The 14,760-nt window shown below is 73.6% G+C and carries 13 protein-coding genes; 8 read left to right on the forward strand and 5 right to left on the reverse strand.

Annotated elements, in window-relative coordinates:
* The first annotated feature begins 91 nt into the window (after positions 1–91).
* Together ACE3QY_RS08550 and ACE3QY_RS08555 are read left to right on the forward strand one after the other, a co-directional pair.
* The gene (locus ACE3QY_RS08550; RefSeq protein ID WP_374455600.1) at positions 92–3,322 is read left to right on the forward strand and encodes an ATP-dependent helicase; all 3,231 of its coding nucleotides are present in this window, start codon (positions 92–94) and stop codon (positions 3,320–3,322) included.
* Positions 3,319–6,546 carry a UvrD-helicase domain-containing protein gene (locus tag ACE3QY_RS08555; protein WP_374455601.1) on the forward strand — a complete coding sequence of 1,076 codons (3,228 nt, stop codon included), beginning with the start codon at positions 3,319–3,321 and terminating at the stop codon, positions 6,544–6,546. Before ACE3QY_RS08550 ends, ACE3QY_RS08555 begins: the two co-directional genes overlap by 4 nt.
* A 266-nt stretch (positions 6,547–6,812) precedes the next feature.
* Here ACE3QY_RS08555 and deoD read toward each other — a convergent pair whose 3' ends face one another.
* Together deoD and aztD are read right to left on the reverse strand one after the other, a co-directional pair.
* Positions 6,813–7,523 carry a purine-nucleoside phosphorylase gene (gene deoD / locus ACE3QY_RS08560; protein ID WP_374455602.1) on the reverse strand — a complete coding sequence of 237 codons (711 nt, stop codon included), beginning with the start codon at positions 7,521–7,523 and terminating at the stop codon, positions 6,813–6,815.
* A gap of 39 nt (positions 7,524–7,562) precedes the next feature.
* Positions 7,563–8,822: a zinc metallochaperone AztD gene (gene aztD, locus ACE3QY_RS08565; RefSeq protein WP_374455603.1), complete on the reverse strand. Its 1,260-nt coding sequence runs from the start codon at positions 8,820–8,822 to the stop codon at positions 7,563–7,565.
* 62 nt (positions 8,823–8,884) lie between these two features.
* On the opposite strand from aztD, the gene nudC reads away from it, so the two are divergent.
* Positions 8,885–9,808: an NAD(+) diphosphatase gene (gene nudC / locus ACE3QY_RS08570; protein ID WP_374455604.1), complete on the forward strand. Its 924-nt coding sequence runs from the start codon at positions 8,885–8,887 to the stop codon at positions 9,806–9,808.
* Positions 9,809–9,823: 15 nt separating this feature from the next.
* Here the strand turns inward: nudC and ACE3QY_RS08575 are convergent, their stop codons facing one another.
* Positions 9,824–10,300, reverse strand: a complete 477-nt coding sequence (locus tag ACE3QY_RS08575; RefSeq protein ID WP_374455605.1) for a hypothetical protein — start codon at positions 10,298–10,300, stop codon at positions 9,824–9,826.
* A 43-nt stretch (positions 10,301–10,343) separates the two neighbouring features.
* Positions 10,344–10,595, reverse strand: a complete 252-nt coding sequence (locus ACE3QY_RS08580; protein ID WP_374455606.1) for a mycoredoxin — start codon at positions 10,593–10,595, stop codon at positions 10,344–10,346.
* Positions 10,596–10,733: 138 nt separating this feature from the next.
* On the opposite strand from ACE3QY_RS08580, the gene ACE3QY_RS08585 reads away from it, so the two are divergent.
* The 5 genes from ACE3QY_RS08585 to ACE3QY_RS08605 all read left to right on the forward strand — a co-directional run bounded on the left by ACE3QY_RS08585 (position 10,734) and on the right by ACE3QY_RS08605 (position 14,169).
* A complete protein-coding gene (locus ACE3QY_RS08585; protein WP_374455607.1) occupies positions 10,734–12,815 on the forward strand; it encodes an ATP-dependent DNA helicase UvrD2 in 2,082 nt (693 codons plus the stop codon).
* A 119-nt stretch (positions 12,816–12,934) separates the two neighbouring features.
* Positions 12,935–13,117, forward strand: a complete 183-nt coding sequence (locus ACE3QY_RS08590; RefSeq protein ID WP_374455608.1) for a hypothetical protein — start codon at positions 12,935–12,937, stop codon at positions 13,115–13,117.
* A 122-nt stretch (positions 13,118–13,239) separates the two neighbouring features.
* Positions 13,240–13,590, forward strand: coding sequence for a WhiB family transcriptional regulator (locus tag ACE3QY_RS08595; protein ID WP_374455609.1), 351 nt, complete (start codon positions 13,240–13,242; stop codon positions 13,588–13,590).
* 86 nt (positions 13,591–13,676) lie between these two features.
* The gene (locus ACE3QY_RS08600; protein ID WP_179620109.1) at positions 13,677–13,871 is read left to right on the forward strand and encodes a hypothetical protein; all 195 of its coding nucleotides are present in this window, start codon (positions 13,677–13,679) and stop codon (positions 13,869–13,871) included.
* A gap of 130 nt (positions 13,872–14,001) precedes the next feature.
* Positions 14,002–14,169, forward strand: coding sequence for a hypothetical protein (locus ACE3QY_RS08605; protein WP_374455610.1), 168 nt, complete (start codon positions 14,002–14,004; stop codon positions 14,167–14,169).
* A gap of 15 nt (positions 14,170–14,184) precedes the next feature.
* Here the strand turns inward: ACE3QY_RS08605 and ACE3QY_RS08610 are convergent, their stop codons facing one another.
* The gene (locus tag ACE3QY_RS08610) at positions 14,185–14,676 is read right to left on the reverse strand and encodes a hypothetical protein (RefSeq protein ID WP_374455611.1); all 492 of its coding nucleotides are present in this window, start codon (positions 14,674–14,676) and stop codon (positions 14,185–14,187) included.
* Positions 14,677–14,760 lie beyond the last annotated feature (84 nt).

Consider the following 14,760-nt stretch of genomic DNA (forward strand, 5'->3'; position numbering starts at 1 on the left):
CACGGGGTGGCCCCGTCCGCATGACGTCGATGGTCCGACACGGCCTGCTCCCACCGGCGGAGTGTCGGTCCCGCGTGATGGGGTGTGCAGCATGAGTACGACGACCCGCTACCGGCTGGTGGCGCCCGACCGCTCGGTCGTGGTGCCCGAGCTCGACGAGCACCAGCAGCGCGTGGTCGACCACGAGGGCGGGCCGCTGCTGGTTCTGGCCGGACCCGGCACCGGCAAGACCACCACCCTGGTCGAGGCGATCGTCGACCGCATCGAGCACCGGGGCGCCTCGCCCGACTCCGTCCTCGCGCTGACGTTCTCCCGCAAGGCCGCCGAGCAGCTGCGCGACCGCGTCACCTCGCGCGTGGCACGCACGACCTCCGCAGCCGCCTGCTCGACGTTCCACTCCTTCGCCTATGCGCTCGTGAGGAAGTACGCGCCGCACGAGCTCTACGAGGGCGCCATCCGGCTGCTGTCGGCGCCGGAGGCCGACGTGGTGCTGCGCGAGCTGCTCCGCGACAACCCCGAGTCGGTGGTGTGGCCCGAGCCGCTGCGGCGCGCGGTCGGCACCCGCGGGTTCGTCCGCGAGGTGCAGGCGGTGCTCGCCCGGGCCAGGGAGAAGGGGCTCGACCCCGCCGGGCTCCGCGGCCTGGGCATCGAGCACGACCTGCCCGAGCTGGTGGCGGCCGGGCTGTTCCTCGAGCAGTACCTCACGGTCCTCGACAACCTCGGCGCCACCGACTACTCCGACCTGATCCGCCGCGCGGTCATCGAGGCCGAGGCCCACCGCGACGAGCTGCGCGCCCGCTACCGCCACGTCTTCGTGGATGAATACCAGGACACCGATCCCGGCCAGGTCGCGCTGCTCCGGGCGCTCGCCGGCGACGGCCGCGACCTGACCGTGGTCGGCGACCCGCACCAGTCGATCTACGGCTTCCGCGGCGCCGACGTGCGCGGCATCCTCGACTTCCCGGCGAGCTTCCCGACCGTGACCGGGGCGCCGGCCCCGGTGGTGGTGCTGCGCCGCACCCGGCGCTTCGGCCCGCGCATCCTGCTGGCCGCCGGCCGGGTGGCGTCCCGGCTGACGCTGACCGGCAGCATCGAGCCCGGCGCGCGAGAGGCGTTCCTCGACCCCGAGGCGGTCCCCGGTCCGCAGGGGGAGGGGCGGGTCGAGGTCGTCACCTACGACACCGAGCGCGCCGAGGCCGAGCGCCTCGCCGACCTGCTGCGCCGCGCCCACCTCGAGGACGGCATCGCCTGGGACCGGATGGCCGTGCTCGTCCGGTCGGGGCGCACCAGCATCCCGCCGCTGCGCCGCGCGCTCGCGGCCGCCGGCGTCCCGGTCGAGGTCGCCTCCGACGACCTGCCCCTGGTCCGCGACCCGGCCGTGCTGCCGCTGCTCGACGGCCTCCGGGCGGTCGTCAACCTCGACAACGACGACCCCGACTCGCCCGACTACCTCGACCCGGGCCGGATCGAGTCGCTGCTCCTCTCGCCGCTGGGCGGGCTCGACGCCTCCGACCTGCGCGCCCTCGTGCGTCGCCTGCGGCATTGCGAGAAGGAGCAGCCAGACGCGTCGCAGCGACGTACGTCCCGCGAGCTGCTGCGGCTCGCGATCGTCGCGCCCGGCTTCCTCGACGGGCTCGAGGGCGCCGACGTCGAGCGCGCCCAGGCGTTGGCGACGCTCCTGCGCGAGGGCGTCCGGATGCTCGAGGAGCGCGCCGGCGTCGAGGACGTCCTCTGGCACCTGTGGTCGACGACGCCGTGGCCGACGCGGCTGCGTCGCCAGGTCGACGTCGGTGGCGCGTCGGCCCGGCGCGCGCACCGCGACCTCGACGCGGTCGTCGCGCTCTTCGAGCTGGCCGCCCGCGCCGTCGACCAGCGCGACCACGTGGGGGTGGCGACGTTCTTCGCCAGCCTCGTCGCCCAGCAGCTGCCGGCCGACACGCTCGCCGAGCGCGGCGTGCGCGGGTCCGCGGTCCGGCTGCTCACCGCCCACCGCTCCAAGGGCCTGGAGTGGGACCTCGTCGTGGTCGCGCACGCGCAGCAGGAGGTCTGGCCCGACCTCCGCCGGCGCGCCACCCTCCTCGGCGCCGACCGGATCGGCGTCGACGCCTCCGGGCAGCCCGACCTGGTGCCTCCCGTGACGGCGCGGGCGCTGCTCATGGAGGAGCGCCGGCTCTTCTACGTCGCCTGCACCCGCGCCCGCCGCAGGCTGGTCGTCAGCGCGGTGCGCTCGCCCGACGACGACGGCGAGCAGCCCTCACGTTTCCTCGAGGAGCTCGGCGTGACCATCGAGCACCAGGACGGCCGGCCGCCGCGCCCGCTGTCCCTCGGCGGGCTCGTGGCCGAGCTGCGCCGCACCGCGGCCGACCCCGGCACCTCGGTGCCGCTGCGCGAGGCGGCCGCGCGACGCCTCGCCGCCCTGGCGGCGGAGGAGGTCGACGGCCGTCAGCTGGTGCCGAGCGCCGACCCGTCCACCTGGTGGGGCACCCGCAGCGCGACCCGCTCGGTCGAGCCGATCCGCGACCCCGAGGGGCCGGTGCCGATCTCGGCGAGCATGCTCGAGTCGATCCTGCTCTGCCCGGCGCAGTGGTTCTTCGAGCGCGAGGCGGGCGGCGTCTCCGCGGTCCACCAGTCGGCCAACCTCGGCCAGGTCCTCCACGCCCTCGCCGAGCGGGTGGTCCGCGGCGAGCTGCCGGCCGAGGTCGACCCGCTGATGGCCGAGGTGGAGGCGATCTGGGACCGGCTCGCCTTCCGCACCCCGTGGTCGCGCCAGCGCGAGCTCGCCCGGATCCGCAAGGCCGTCGCGCGGTTCGTGCAGTGGCACCTCGCCAACCCCCGCACGGTGCTCGGCGCCGAGACCCGCTTCCGGTCGGTCGTCGACGTCGACGGCCGCCCCGTCGCGCTCACCGGCTATGCCGACCGCCTCGAGATCGACGATGCCGGTCGGGTGGTGGTCGTCGACTTCAAGAGCGCCCGCACCGCGCCGTCGGGCCCCGCCGTCGCCAGCAACCTCCAGCTCGCCCTCTACCAGTACGCCGTCGACGCCGGCGCCCTCGACGAGCAGGCCGGCCGCCCGGTGGCCTCCGGCGGCGCCGAGCTGGACCAGCGCGGCATCGACGACGACTCGGCCACGGCCAAGGTGCAGGCCCAGCCGGCGCACGGCGACGACGGTCCCGAGCGCACGGTGCTCCGCGCCGGCCTGGCCCGCGCGGCCGAGCTGGTGCGCGCCGAGACCTTCCCGGCCACCGCCGGCCCCCACTGCCGCGACTGCCCGTTCGTGGCCATCTGCCCGGCCAAGGGCGCAGGGAGCGTGACCGTCCAGTGAGCGAGCAGCCCGAGCGGTTCGAGCCGGTCCGCCTCGACACCCCCGAGGACCTCCGGGCCCTGATGGGGGCGAAGCACGCCCCCAGCGAGGAGCAGTGGGCCGCGATCACCTCCCCGCTGCGCCCGACCGTGGTGGTGGCCGGGGCCGGCAGCGGCAAGACGACGCTGATGGCCCAGCGCGTGGTCTGGCTGGTCGCGACCGGCAAGGTCCGCCCCGAGGAGGTGCTCGGCCTGACGTTCACCACCAAGGCCGCCGCCGAGCTCCGCCACCGGGTCACCACGGCCCTGGGCAACGCCGGCCTGCTCGACCGCTCGGTCGTCGCGGAGGGCGAGGACGTCCTCGAGCCGACGGTCGCGACCTACCACGCCTACGCCGCCACCCTGCTGACCGACCACGGTCTGCGCATCGGACACGAGCCCGACACCCGCGTCGTCTCCGACGCCTCCCGCTACCAGCTCGGCGCCCGCGTCATCGAGCGCTTCACCGGCCACATCGAGCTGCTGACCGACCACCCGGCGACCGCCATCCAGAACCTCCTCGCCCTCGACGGCGCGATGAGCGAGCACCTCGTCGACGCCGACGACGTACGCCGTGTGGACGGGGAGGCACGGCTGGGGTTCCAGCGGGCCCTCGAGGAGGAGCAGGCCGGCAAGGCCCGCAAGACCTACCTCGAGCCGCCGGCCAGGGCGATGCACGCGATCGACCGTCGCGCGGAGCTGCTGCAGCTGGTCACCGGCTACCGCCGCCTCAAGGCCGACCTGGGTCTGATGGACTTCGGAGACCAGATCGCGCTGGCCGCGCGCCTGGTGGAGGACCAGCCCGAGGTGGGGGAGCTGGAGCGGGCCCGGTTCAAGGTGGTGCTCCTGGACGAATACCAGGACACCTCGGTCGCCCAGGCCACCATGCTGGCCCGGCTCTTCTCCGGTCCCGACGCCGAGCACGGCCTGGGCCACCCGGTCATGGCGGTCGGAGACCCCAACCAGGCGATCTACGGCTGGCGGGGCGCGTCGGTGTCCAACATCCTCAACTTCGCCGACACGTTCCCGGCGGCAGACGGGGAGCCCGGGCGGCTGCCGCTGACGGTCAACCGGCGTTCCGACCGGCGCATCCTCGACGTCGCCAACCGGCTCGCCGAGCCGCTCCTCGAGGCCTACGGCGACAAGGTGGCGCGGCTCCGCCCGGCCGAGATCGCCGAGGACGGCCGCGTCGAGACCCACGTCCTCGAGCGGGCCGTCGACGAGCTGGCCTGGCTCGCCGAGGAGGTCACCCGGGTCCACGACGACGGGACCGCGTGGTCCGACATCGGGGTGCTCACCCGCGACAACGCGCAGGCCGAGGACGTCTACGACACCCTGACCGCAGCCGGCGTCCCGGTCGAGATCGTCGGCCTGTCGGGCCTGATCCGGCTGCCGGAGGTGGCCGAGGTCGTCGCCACGCTGACGCTGCTGCACGACGTCACGGCCAACTCCTCGATGCTGACGCTGCTCACCGGCCCCCGCTGGGCCATCGGTCCCCGCGACCTGCGGCTGCTGGCGCTGCGGGCGGCGGAGGTCGCCGGCGTGCGGACCCGCGCCGAGGCGGCCACGGTGGCCGACCAGCTGCTCCAGATCGCCGACGGCATCGATGCCGCCGAGCTGCCCGCGCTCAGCGACGCGGTGGAGTCGCCGGGCGAGGCGGCGTACTCCGCCGAGGCGCTCGACCGCTTCGCCCTCCTCGCCACCGAGCTGCGCCGGCTGCGCACCCACGTCGGCGACCCGCTCCTCGACATCGTCCGCCGGATCATCGACACCACCGGCGTCGACGTCGAGCTCGCGTCGGCCACCTCGCCGGCCGCGGCCGCGCGCCGCGACAACCTCGACCTGTTCGTCAAGGCGGTCGCGGAGTTCCAGAGCGTCGACGGCGACGTCACCCTCCCGGCGCTGCTGGCCTACCTCACCGCCGAGGACGACCAGGGCAACGGCCTCGACGTCGCCACGCCGACCGCCGCCGACTCGGTCAAGCTGCTCACCGTGCACCGCGCCAAGGGGCTGGAGTGGTCGTCGGTGTTCTGCGTCGGCGTGGGGGAGACCCGGTTCCCCAGCAACCGGTCCCGCACGCTCTGGACGTCCTCCCCGGCCGTGCTGCCCGCGCCGCTCCGCGGCGACCGGGCCGACCAGCCGCAGCTGGCCGGGCACGACAAGGCCGCCCTCGACGCCTACCGGGCGGCGACCAAGGCCCACGACGCCGAGGAGGAGCTTCGCCTGGGCTACGTCGCCTACACCCGCGCCGCCCACCACCTCGCCGTCACGTCCTACGTCTGGGGCCAGCGCTCGACGCCGTTCGGCCCGTCCGACTACCAGCGCGTGGTGCGCGAGCAGCTCGAGGAGTGGGGCCAGCCGGTCGAGCGCTGGCTGGAGAAGCCCGCGGGCAAGGCGCCCAACCCCAACGACGACGTCGACCCGTCACGGCCGTGGCCCGTGCCCGACCTCGGCGAGGAGGCGCGGCGCCGGCTCGCCGCCGCCGAGCTGGTGCGCACCGTCGACCCCACCGCGCCCGACGAGGGGCTCGACATGGTGGAGGCCGCCCGCGTCGCCGAGTGGGACGACGACCTCGTCCAGCTGCTCACCGAGGCGCGCGCCGAGCGTGCGACCTCGGTCGACCTGCCGCTGCCGAGCAGCCTGTCCGCCACGTCGGTGGCGCGTCTGCGCGACGACCCGGAGGGCTTCGCGCGCGAGCTGGCCCGGCCGATGCCGCGACCGCCGGCCCCGGCCGCCCGGTTCGGCACGGCGTTCCACGCGTGGGTCGAGGAGCGCTTCGGCCAGCAGGCGCTGATCGAGCCCGACGAGCTCCCCGGTCGCGCGGACGCCGGGATCGACGACGAGGCCGACCTCGGCGACGTGGTCAAGCGGTTCGAGGACGGCCCCTTCGCCGACCGCGTGCCCCACGCGGTGGAGGCGCCGTTCGCCCTCGTGCTCGCCGGCCAGGTGGTCCGTGGCCGCATCGACGCGGTCTACGCCGAGCCTGCGTCGTCCGGTGGCGGCTACCTCGTCGTCGACTGGAAGACCAGCCGCCACGAGACCTCCGACCCCCTCCAGCTCGCCCTCTACCGCCTGGCCTGGTCCGAGCTCACCGGCACCCCGCTCGACCAGGTCCGCGCGGTCTTCCACTACGTCCGGTCCGGGCGCACCGTCGAACCGCCGGACCTCCCCGACCGCCCCGCCCTCGAGCAGCTCCTCGCCCTCTGACCGTCCGCGCGCCGGGCCACCCCGCCGCCGGCGGTGATGAGGGGGGATTCCACACCGCTGGAACACCCCTGCGACACCGCTCGTCGGCGCGTCGTCGTACGACACCCCGGTGAGCGGTGGTCCACGAGGATTCGAACCGCCCGGAATGCCCCTCGGCCACCGCCAGTACGCGTGTCGTACGCCGCCGCGCCCGCGAGCGGTGGTCCACCTACATTCCGAGCGTCAGAAATGTAGGTGGACCACCGCCCAAAAAAGCGGGGGGTACGTCAGGCCAGCGCGGCGGTGAGCGCGATCTCGACCATCTCGCCGAAGGTCTGCTCGCGCTCCTGGGAGGTGGTCTCCTCGCCGGTGATGATGTGGTCGGAGACCGTGCAGATGGCGAGCGCCCGGCCGCCGTGCTTGGCGGCGAGGGTGTAGAGCGCGCTGGCCTCCATCTCGACGCCGAGCACGCCGTACTTCACCATCTCGCCGAGCAGCTCGGGGCGCGCGGGGTAGAAGGAGTCGCTCGAGAAGATCAGGCCGACGTGGAAGGGCGAGCCGCCCTCGCGCGCCTCGGCGGCCTCGACCGCGCCGCGGAGCAGCCCGAAGTCGGCGACCGGCGCGTAGTCGATGCCGTGGAAGGCGATGCGGTTCATCGAGGAGTCGGTGCACGCGCCGGAGGCGATGATCACGTCCCGGACGGCCACGTCGGACGTCACCGCGCCGCACGAGCCGACCCGGATGATCGTCCGGACGTCGTAGTCGGTGAAGAGCTCGTTGACGTAGATCGACATCGACGGCTGGCCCATCCCGGAGCCCTGGACCGAGACCGGGTGGCCCTGCCAGGTGCCGGTGAAGCCGTACATCCCGCGCACCTCGCTGTAGCAGCGGGCGTCGTCGAGGAAGGTCTCCGCGATCCACTTCGCCCGCAGCGGGTCGCCGGGCAGCAGGACGGTCGGGGCGATGTCGCCGGGCTGGGCGCCGATGTGCGTGCTCACGGCGCCCAGCCTAGGACTCAGCCCGAACTCAGCGAGGACTCAGCCCGCGTTCGCCACGACCTCGTTGGGCGTGTGCGGCAGGTCGAGCGTCGACGTCACCCGCCCGCGGTCGAGGTCGACGACGTGCACCCGGTCGCGACGCGGCTCGGTGACGTACGCCGTCGCGCCCACCACGTGCAGGGCGGGCCGGGGCTGCTGCCAGTCGAGCGGCTCGCGCCAGCGCCCGACGACGTCGATCCGGTCGGTCCGGTCGCCGGTCGTGGGGTCGATGACGTGGATCGCCCCGTCGGTGCCGAGCACCAGTGCCTCGCCGTCGGCACCGCGGCCGAGGGAGCGGAAGCTGTAGCTCGTGCCGAGGTCGACCAAGCGCAGGGACGCGTCGCGGGTGTCGACCAGCGAGATGCGCGTCGGTCGCTCGAGCTCGGCGTCCGGGTCGGTCTTGTAGTCGCCGAGCAGCACGGGGGAGACGTCCGAGCCGGCCTGGTTGCCGATGCGGCCGTAGGCGTCGGGGCTGCTCACCTTGGTGATGTCGCGGCCGTCGACGACGACGGCGCCGTCCTCGCAGCCGAACACCGCCACGTCCTCGGCGAACGCCTCCCCGTGCACGCCGGGGCACTCGTCGGTCTCGGCGAGCACCGATCCCGACGGGCTCACCAGGCGTACGCCGGAGCGCGACTCCACGTCGCCGACCGTCATGAGCAGGTTGCGGTTGCGGAGCTGCACGGCCACGCCGTGGTGTGGCTCGTCCGCGGCGGCGGACGCGGTCTCGGGCCGGCCGTCGGCGAGGTCCTCGGGGTCGAGCACGGTGATGGTCCCGGTGCCGTCGTCGAAGAGCGTCGTGATGCCGTCGTGGGCGACGACGTGGCCGGGCTCGACAGCCTCCAGGAGCGCACCGGTGAGCCGGGGCTCGCCGGTGTAGTGGTGGGCGTGGTCGCCGTGCTCGTGGCCCCAGGACCCGAGGTCGAGGACGTTCCAGCCGCCCGTGGTGCTGACGAGCGCGTGCCGACCGTCGCCGGCGGGCGAGACGCGGACGAAGCCCTCGAGCGGCTCCTCGGCGACGACCTCGCCGCTGGTCACGTCGACGACCATGACGCCACCCTCGTGGGTCACCGCGAGGCGCGGCGTGGCCGACGCGGCCTCGGTCCCGTCGCTTGCCGCTGCAGCCTCGTCCGAGCCGCCGCCGGCGGTCGCGGACGGGTCGGTGTCGGGGTCGCCGGAGGGATCGCCGCCGGTGCCGCAGGCGGAGGCGCCGAGCACGACGAGGGTGGCCAGGAGGACGCGGAGTCGGGTTCTCTTCATGAGAATGATTCTCAACAAAAATGAGAATGATTGTCAAAAGGTGCGGCAGATAGCCTGACGACGTGACCACCGATCGCGCCCTGCCGCACGTCGCCCTGTCCCGGCACGCACACAACCGGCTGGGGCTGCGACGGACCGACGATGAGTGGCTCGCGGAGGTACGACGGGACCCGGCGACCCGCGTGCTCGTCGTGTCCGGAAACCGCCTGCGTCCGGTCGACGGCGAGGTCCGGTGGACGACGCCCGACGAGGCACCCGACGGCACGCTCGTGCTGCTCGGCGCCCGCGACGAGGTGGTCCACCTCGCCGTGATCGTGTCTCCCGAGGACGCACCCGGCGACCCGGACGAGTGGGTGCCGCTGCGCGGCGTGCTCGGCCTGCTGGCCGACCACGCGGCTGACCAGGCGCCGTTGCTCATGCACGCGATCGGGCTGGCCGAGTGGCACCACGCCACCCGGTGCTGCCCGCGCTGCGGAGGCACGCTTCAGAGCCGCGCGGCCGGCCACGAGCTGCGGTGCACGCAGTGCGACCGGCCGCAGTTCCCCCGCACCGACCCGGCGGTGATCATGGCGATCACCCACGGCGACGGAGACGACGAGGCGATCCTGCTCGGCCGCAACACCGCATGGCCGGCCGGGCGGTGGTCGACCCTCGCCGGGTTCTGCGAGCCGGGGGAGACCCTGGAGGACGCCGTACGCCGTGAGGTGGCCGAGGAGGTCGGCGTGCGGGTCGGCGAGGTGACCTACTTCGGCAGCCAGCCCTGGCCGCTGCCCGCGAGCCTGATGCTCGGCTTCACGGGCAGGGCCCTCACGACCGACATCGACGTCGACGGTGCCGAGATCGAGGAGGCGCGCTGGTGGACCCGCGCGGACTTCGAGCGCGCCGGACGCTCGGGCGAGCTGGTCGTGCCGCGCGGGGTCTCGATCTCGTCGTCGCTCATCGAGAGCTGGTTCGGCCGCCCGCTCGACGGACCGGGCTGGGCCTGAGGCCTGTGGTCCGGCTCAGTCGCAGTTGTCGCAGATGCCCGTCGCCGGCAGGGCGAGGAAGCACCGCGGGCACAGGTTGACCGGCTTGTCGGACGCGGCGACGCGCGCGGGGCGCGGCGTCCCGGTGCTGCGCGTCGACCGAGACGAGGACGACGAGGACGACGAGGACGACGCGCGGGGCGTGCGTGCCCGCGTGCCCGGCACCCGCTCGGTCGGCGGGGAGTCGTCGCGGATGTCGAATCCGAGCCGCGTCAGGTGCTTGCTGGCACCGGCGGCGCCGCCGGGGATGTCCTGGGGCGTGAGCGTGCGCCCGGTCGCGAGGCCGTGGGCGATGCCCGCGATCGCCGCGGCGTCGTACTCCTTGCCGTGGTGCAGGAGCACGTGCGTCGAGACGCCACCGCGGACCAGCATGTAGTTGGCCCCGCCCGCTGCGTCCCACGTCTCCATCGCGGTCAGGACGTGGTCTCGGTCGATCGAGTTCAGCAACGACACGGCAGCAGGCTAACCCCGGCAGGTGAACGCGCGGACGGCAGCCTCAGGCAAGAGCGGCCAGCCTGTCCTTGACCTGCGCCACCGACGGGTTCGTCAGCGTGCTGCCGTCGGCGAAGAGCAGCGTCGGCACCGTCTGGTTGCCACCGTTGGCCTGCTCGACGGTGAACGCTGCGTCCGGCACCTGCTCGATGTCGACCAGGTCGAAGGCGATGCCCTCCCGGTCGAGCTGGCTCTTGAGGCGGTGGCAGTAACCGCACCAGGGCGTGGTGAACATCGTGAACTGGCTCTCGGACATGCCTCGCACAACGACGTCGACCCCGCGGGCATTCCCGTCCCTCCACAGGTACGCCGACCGGCCGGGGTCCGCTGTCGGCAGCGGCGTCTAGGGTGGCGCACGCCAGCCCAGCCCGCCCCCGACGACTTGCAGGAGCCGATGTTGCTCGAAGCGCTCGATCCCGAGCAGCGACAGGTCGCCGAGGCCCTGCGCGGGCCCGTCCGGGTGCTCGCCGGGGCCGGCACGGGCAAGACCCGCGCGATCACCCACCGCATCGCCCACGGCGTCGCCACGGGCCTCTACGCGCCGACCGAGGTGCTGGCGCTGTCGTTCACCACGCGTGCTGCCGGCGAGATGCGCGAGCGGCTGAGGTCGCTCGGCGCCCCGGGCGTCCAGGCGCGCACGTTCCACTCCGCCGCGCTGCGGCAGCTGCGGTTCTTCTGGCCCCGCGTCCACAACCGCGAGCTCTCCGAGCTGACCGAGTCCAAGCTGGCGATGCTCGCCCTGGCCGCCCGGCGGCAGCGGCTCGGCGTCGACCAGGCCACGCTGCGCGACCTCGCGAGCGAGATCGAGTGGGCCAAGGTCTCCAACGTCGCCCCCGACTCCTACGCCGCGGTCGCCGCGTCCCGCGGCCGCGCGGTGTCGGGGCTCGAGCCGGCCGTCGTCGCGCGGGCGTTCGACTCCTACGAGGAGGTCAAGCGCGACCAGGGCCGCATGGACATGGAGGACGTCCTGCTCTTCGCGGCGGGGCTGCTCGCCGACAACGAGGCGGTGGCCGCCCAGGTCCGCCGGCAGTACAAGTGGTTCGTCGTCGACGAGTTCCAGGACGTCTCGCCCCTCCAGCAGGCGCTGTTGGACCTGTGGCTCGGCGGTCGTGACGAGATCTGCGTCGTCGGCGACCCGGCCCAGACGATCTACTCCTTCGCGGGCGCCGACGCGCGCTACCTCCGCGACTTCACCCAGAAGTTCCCCGGTGCCACGAGCGTCGAGCTGGTCCGCAACTACCGCTCCACCCCCGAGGTCGTCGCCGGCGCCAACACGCTGCTGGCCGGCACGGCGAGCAGGGGCGTCGACCTCGTCGCGCAGCGCGGCACCGGGCCGGCGATCTCCTTCCGCGAGGCGTCCGACGAGGTCGCCGAGGCCGACGCGGTCGCCGAGCGGGTCGCCGAGCTCCGGTCCTCGGGCACCCCGGCGAGCCGGATGGCGGTGCTGCTGCGGATCAACGCCCAGTCCGAGCGCTTCGAGGAGGCGCTGGCCGCCCGCGGCATCCCCTACGTCATCCGCGGTGCCGCCCGGTTCTTCGACCGGGGCGAGGTCCGCCAGGCGATCACCCTGGTCCGCGGCGCCGCGCGCAGCGGTGCGGCCTCCGGCTCCGTCCCCGACGCGGTCGTGGCGGTGCTGTCGCAGATGGGGCACACGACCCAGCCGCCCGAGGGCAGGGGAGAGGTCCGCAACCGCTGGGAGTCGCTCCAGGCGCTGGTCGACCTCGCCGCCGACTTCGGCCGGGAGCGGCCCGACGCCGACCTCGGTGCCTTCGTCGACGACCTCGACCGGCGCGCCGGCGAGCAGCACGCCCCGGTCGCCGATGCCGTCACCGTCGCCACCATCCACTCCGCCAAGGGCCTCGAGTGGGACGCCGTCTTCGTGGCCGGCATGCACGAGAAGATGATGCCGATCGCCCAGGCCCAGACGCCGGCGGAGGTCGAGGAGGAGCGGCGCCTGCTCTACGTCGCGATGACGCGGGCGCGCGACGAGCTCGCGGTCTCGTGGGCGACGGCCCGGGAGCCCGGTGGCCGCGCCACCCGTGGGAGCTCGCCGTTCCTGGCGCCCCTGCTCGACGGCGTGCCGGGGGTGTCGGCGCAGCGCCGCGAGCGCAGCAAGCGCAACCGCGCGGCGATGCACTGCCGCGAGTGCGGCAAGGCCCTGTCCACCTCGCGCGAGAAGAAGACCGGCCGCTGCGCGGACTGCCCCGCGTCCTACGACGAGGCTCTGTTCGAGCGGCTGCGGGAATGGCGCCTGGCCCGCGCCTCCGACGACGGTGTCCCCGCCTTCGTGGTCTTCACCGACGCCACCCTCCAGCTCATCGCCGAGCACGTCCCCCAGGACGCCGCAGGGCTGCGCACGATCAGCGGCGTCGGCCCCAGCAAGCTCTCCAAGTACGGCGACGAGGTCCTCGCCGTGGTCGCTGGAAACGCCGTCCAGGAGGCCCTCGACGGCACTTCTGAAAAGAAATCTGAGTAATACCCATAAAATCGTTTGCCCCTGACGTCGGTCAGGGTCTAGCGTTCCTCTCACAACAACCCCGCGCATGGGATCGCTGACAACGATCCGCGCCCGATGCCCCGAAGGAGGTGGCCCTCATGGAGAACAACACGATGACGATGACGGCGTGGACGCCGTCCCTCGGCATGTCCACCCTCGGCCGCCCCTGCGCGCACCTGCGCGCCTTCGGCGCTGCCGTGGTGGCCGTCCAGGGCGACGCCGCCATCGTTCGCATCAAGGGCGATTTCCCGGGTTCACCTGCCTGGAGTCCGTCGAGCTAGGTCCACACCTCGCACCGGCAGCCTCCAGGCCGCGGAACCCACACCGGGATCCGCGGCCTTTCTGTTTGTCCCACCGAGTTTTTCCAAACCCGCGATCAGGTCAACGAGTAGGAGGTGAACACATGACCATCAGCGTTCTCGACCGCAACCGAGCTGCCGACAAGACCGAGCTGGAGCCCCAGGCCCCGCTCGGAGCCCTGCACGACGCAGCTGCCGGAGTGGATGAGGAGTTGCTGCCCTGCCGCGTCAACGACGCAGAGCTGTGGTTTGCCGAGTCCCCCGCGGACGTGGAGCACGCCAAGGCCCTTTGCACCGACTGCCCCGTGCAGGCGCTGTGCCTCGACGGAGCCCTCGAGCGGCGTGAGCCGTGGGGCGTCTGGGGAGGCGAGCTCTTCCTCCAGGGCGTGGTGATCCCGCGCAAGCGGCCGCGAGGCCGGCCCCGCAAGTCCGACCAGACCGTCCAGGTCGCCTAGGTCGGGCAGCACCCAGCAAGGACGGGGCCGCCGCGAGGCGTCACCGCGAACTCATCCCTCCGAGGAATCACAGGAAACACACCTCAATGAAGACCTACCGAAATGGAAGCAACGACATGAATCTCATGCATGAAGAACTCGCACGCGCGCAAATGACCGCGCGCCTGGGAGAGGCGCACGAGCTGCGGCGCGGCCACCAGCTGGCCCTGGCCCGCCGTATGAGCCGCAAGGCCGAGCAGGCCGCGCAGCAGGCGCGTCTCGCACTCGCCCGCGCGATCTGATCAATCCCCCACGGGGGAGGCTCTCGCCCTGATCGCGGGTGAGCAACACACGAGCCGGTACGACGTCACCGTGACGTCGTACCGGCTCGTGTCGTGTCCGGACCGGACGCGGGGGAGTAGCCTCGACGAGGTGAGCGAGCTCGTCACCTGCGCCTTCTGCGGCACCCAGGCTCCCGAGGCGGAGACCCTGACCTGGACGACGGCCGTGGAGAACGGGCGGCGCCGTGCCTTCTGCGACACCTGCTCGCGCACCCACCTGCGGGCGATGGAGAGCAAGCTCGACAGCGAGTGGTGGTGACCGGCCGGCGACGAGTCACGCCGTGTCGAACCACGTGCACCCGCAGTAGGGGTGGCGCTCCCACCGCCGCTCGCGCGGCAGCGGCTCGTGGTCGAGCTGCCACGAGGTGAGCCACGTGCCGGGCGTCTCGCCGCGCGACCAGGCGGCGAGGTCACGTGCCGCGAACCCGGCAGCCATCGTCAGCAGCGAAGGCTGCAGGTGGCGGGACGAGCTGCGGCTGCCGTCGTCGAGGACAGCCGCGGCGACGCACCGGGCGCACGGCCCGACGCCCGCCAGCACCCACGGCCCGACCTCGACCGCATGCGGGCGCACGCCGACCAGCAGGTGGGGGAGCGAGGAGACGGTCCAGTCGTCGAGGGTGTGCGACACCAGGCGACCCGGTGCGACGGCGAGACCCACCGGGGCCGACCGGTCGGTGGCCACGCCGGCCACGAGGAGGGCGGCGGTCACAGGCTCGAGCCACTCCTCGGGGCAGTCGAGCTGGGCGCGCAGCGGGGCGTCATACATGCCGCCCACGCTGCCAGCCCGCGGTCCCGCCCGGGCCGTCATCCACAGGCAGGCCGAAATGCAGAGCGGCGGCGCCACCCGAGG

Source organism: Nocardioides sp. (assembly GCF_041913365.1).
GTDB lineage: Bacteria > Actinomycetota > Actinomycetes > Propionibacteriales > Nocardioidaceae > Nocardioides.

Excerpts from the sequence above, each read along its gene's own strand:
- ACE3QY_RS08550 (WP_374455600.1), top strand. The coding sequence starts at position 92 with ATGAGTACGACGACCCGCTACCGGCTGGTGGCGCCCGACCGCTCGGTC.
- aztD (WP_374455603.1), bottom strand. The coding sequence starts at position 8,822 with ATGAAGAGAACCCGACTCCGCGTCCTCCTGGCCACCCTCGTCGTGCTC.
- ACE3QY_RS08580 (WP_374455606.1), bottom strand. The coding sequence starts at position 10,595 with ATGTCCGAGAGCCAGTTCACGATGTTCACCACGCCCTGGTGCGGTTAC.
- ACE3QY_RS08585 (WP_374455607.1), top strand. The coding sequence starts at position 10,734 with ATGTTGCTCGAAGCGCTCGATCCCGAGCAGCGACAGGTCGCCGAGGCC.
- ACE3QY_RS08590 (WP_374455608.1), top strand. The coding sequence starts at position 12,935 with ATGGAGAACAACACGATGACGATGACGGCGTGGACGCCGTCCCTCGGC.
- ACE3QY_RS08595 (WP_374455609.1), top strand. The coding sequence starts at position 13,240 with ATGACCATCAGCGTTCTCGACCGCAACCGAGCTGCCGACAAGACCGAG.
- ACE3QY_RS08600 (WP_179620109.1), top strand. The coding sequence starts at position 13,677 with ATGAAGACCTACCGAAATGGAAGCAACGACATGAATCTCATGCATGAA.
- ACE3QY_RS08610 (WP_374455611.1), bottom strand. The coding sequence starts at position 14,676 with ATGTATGACGCCCCGCTGCGCGCCCAGCTCGACTGCCCCGAGGAGTGG.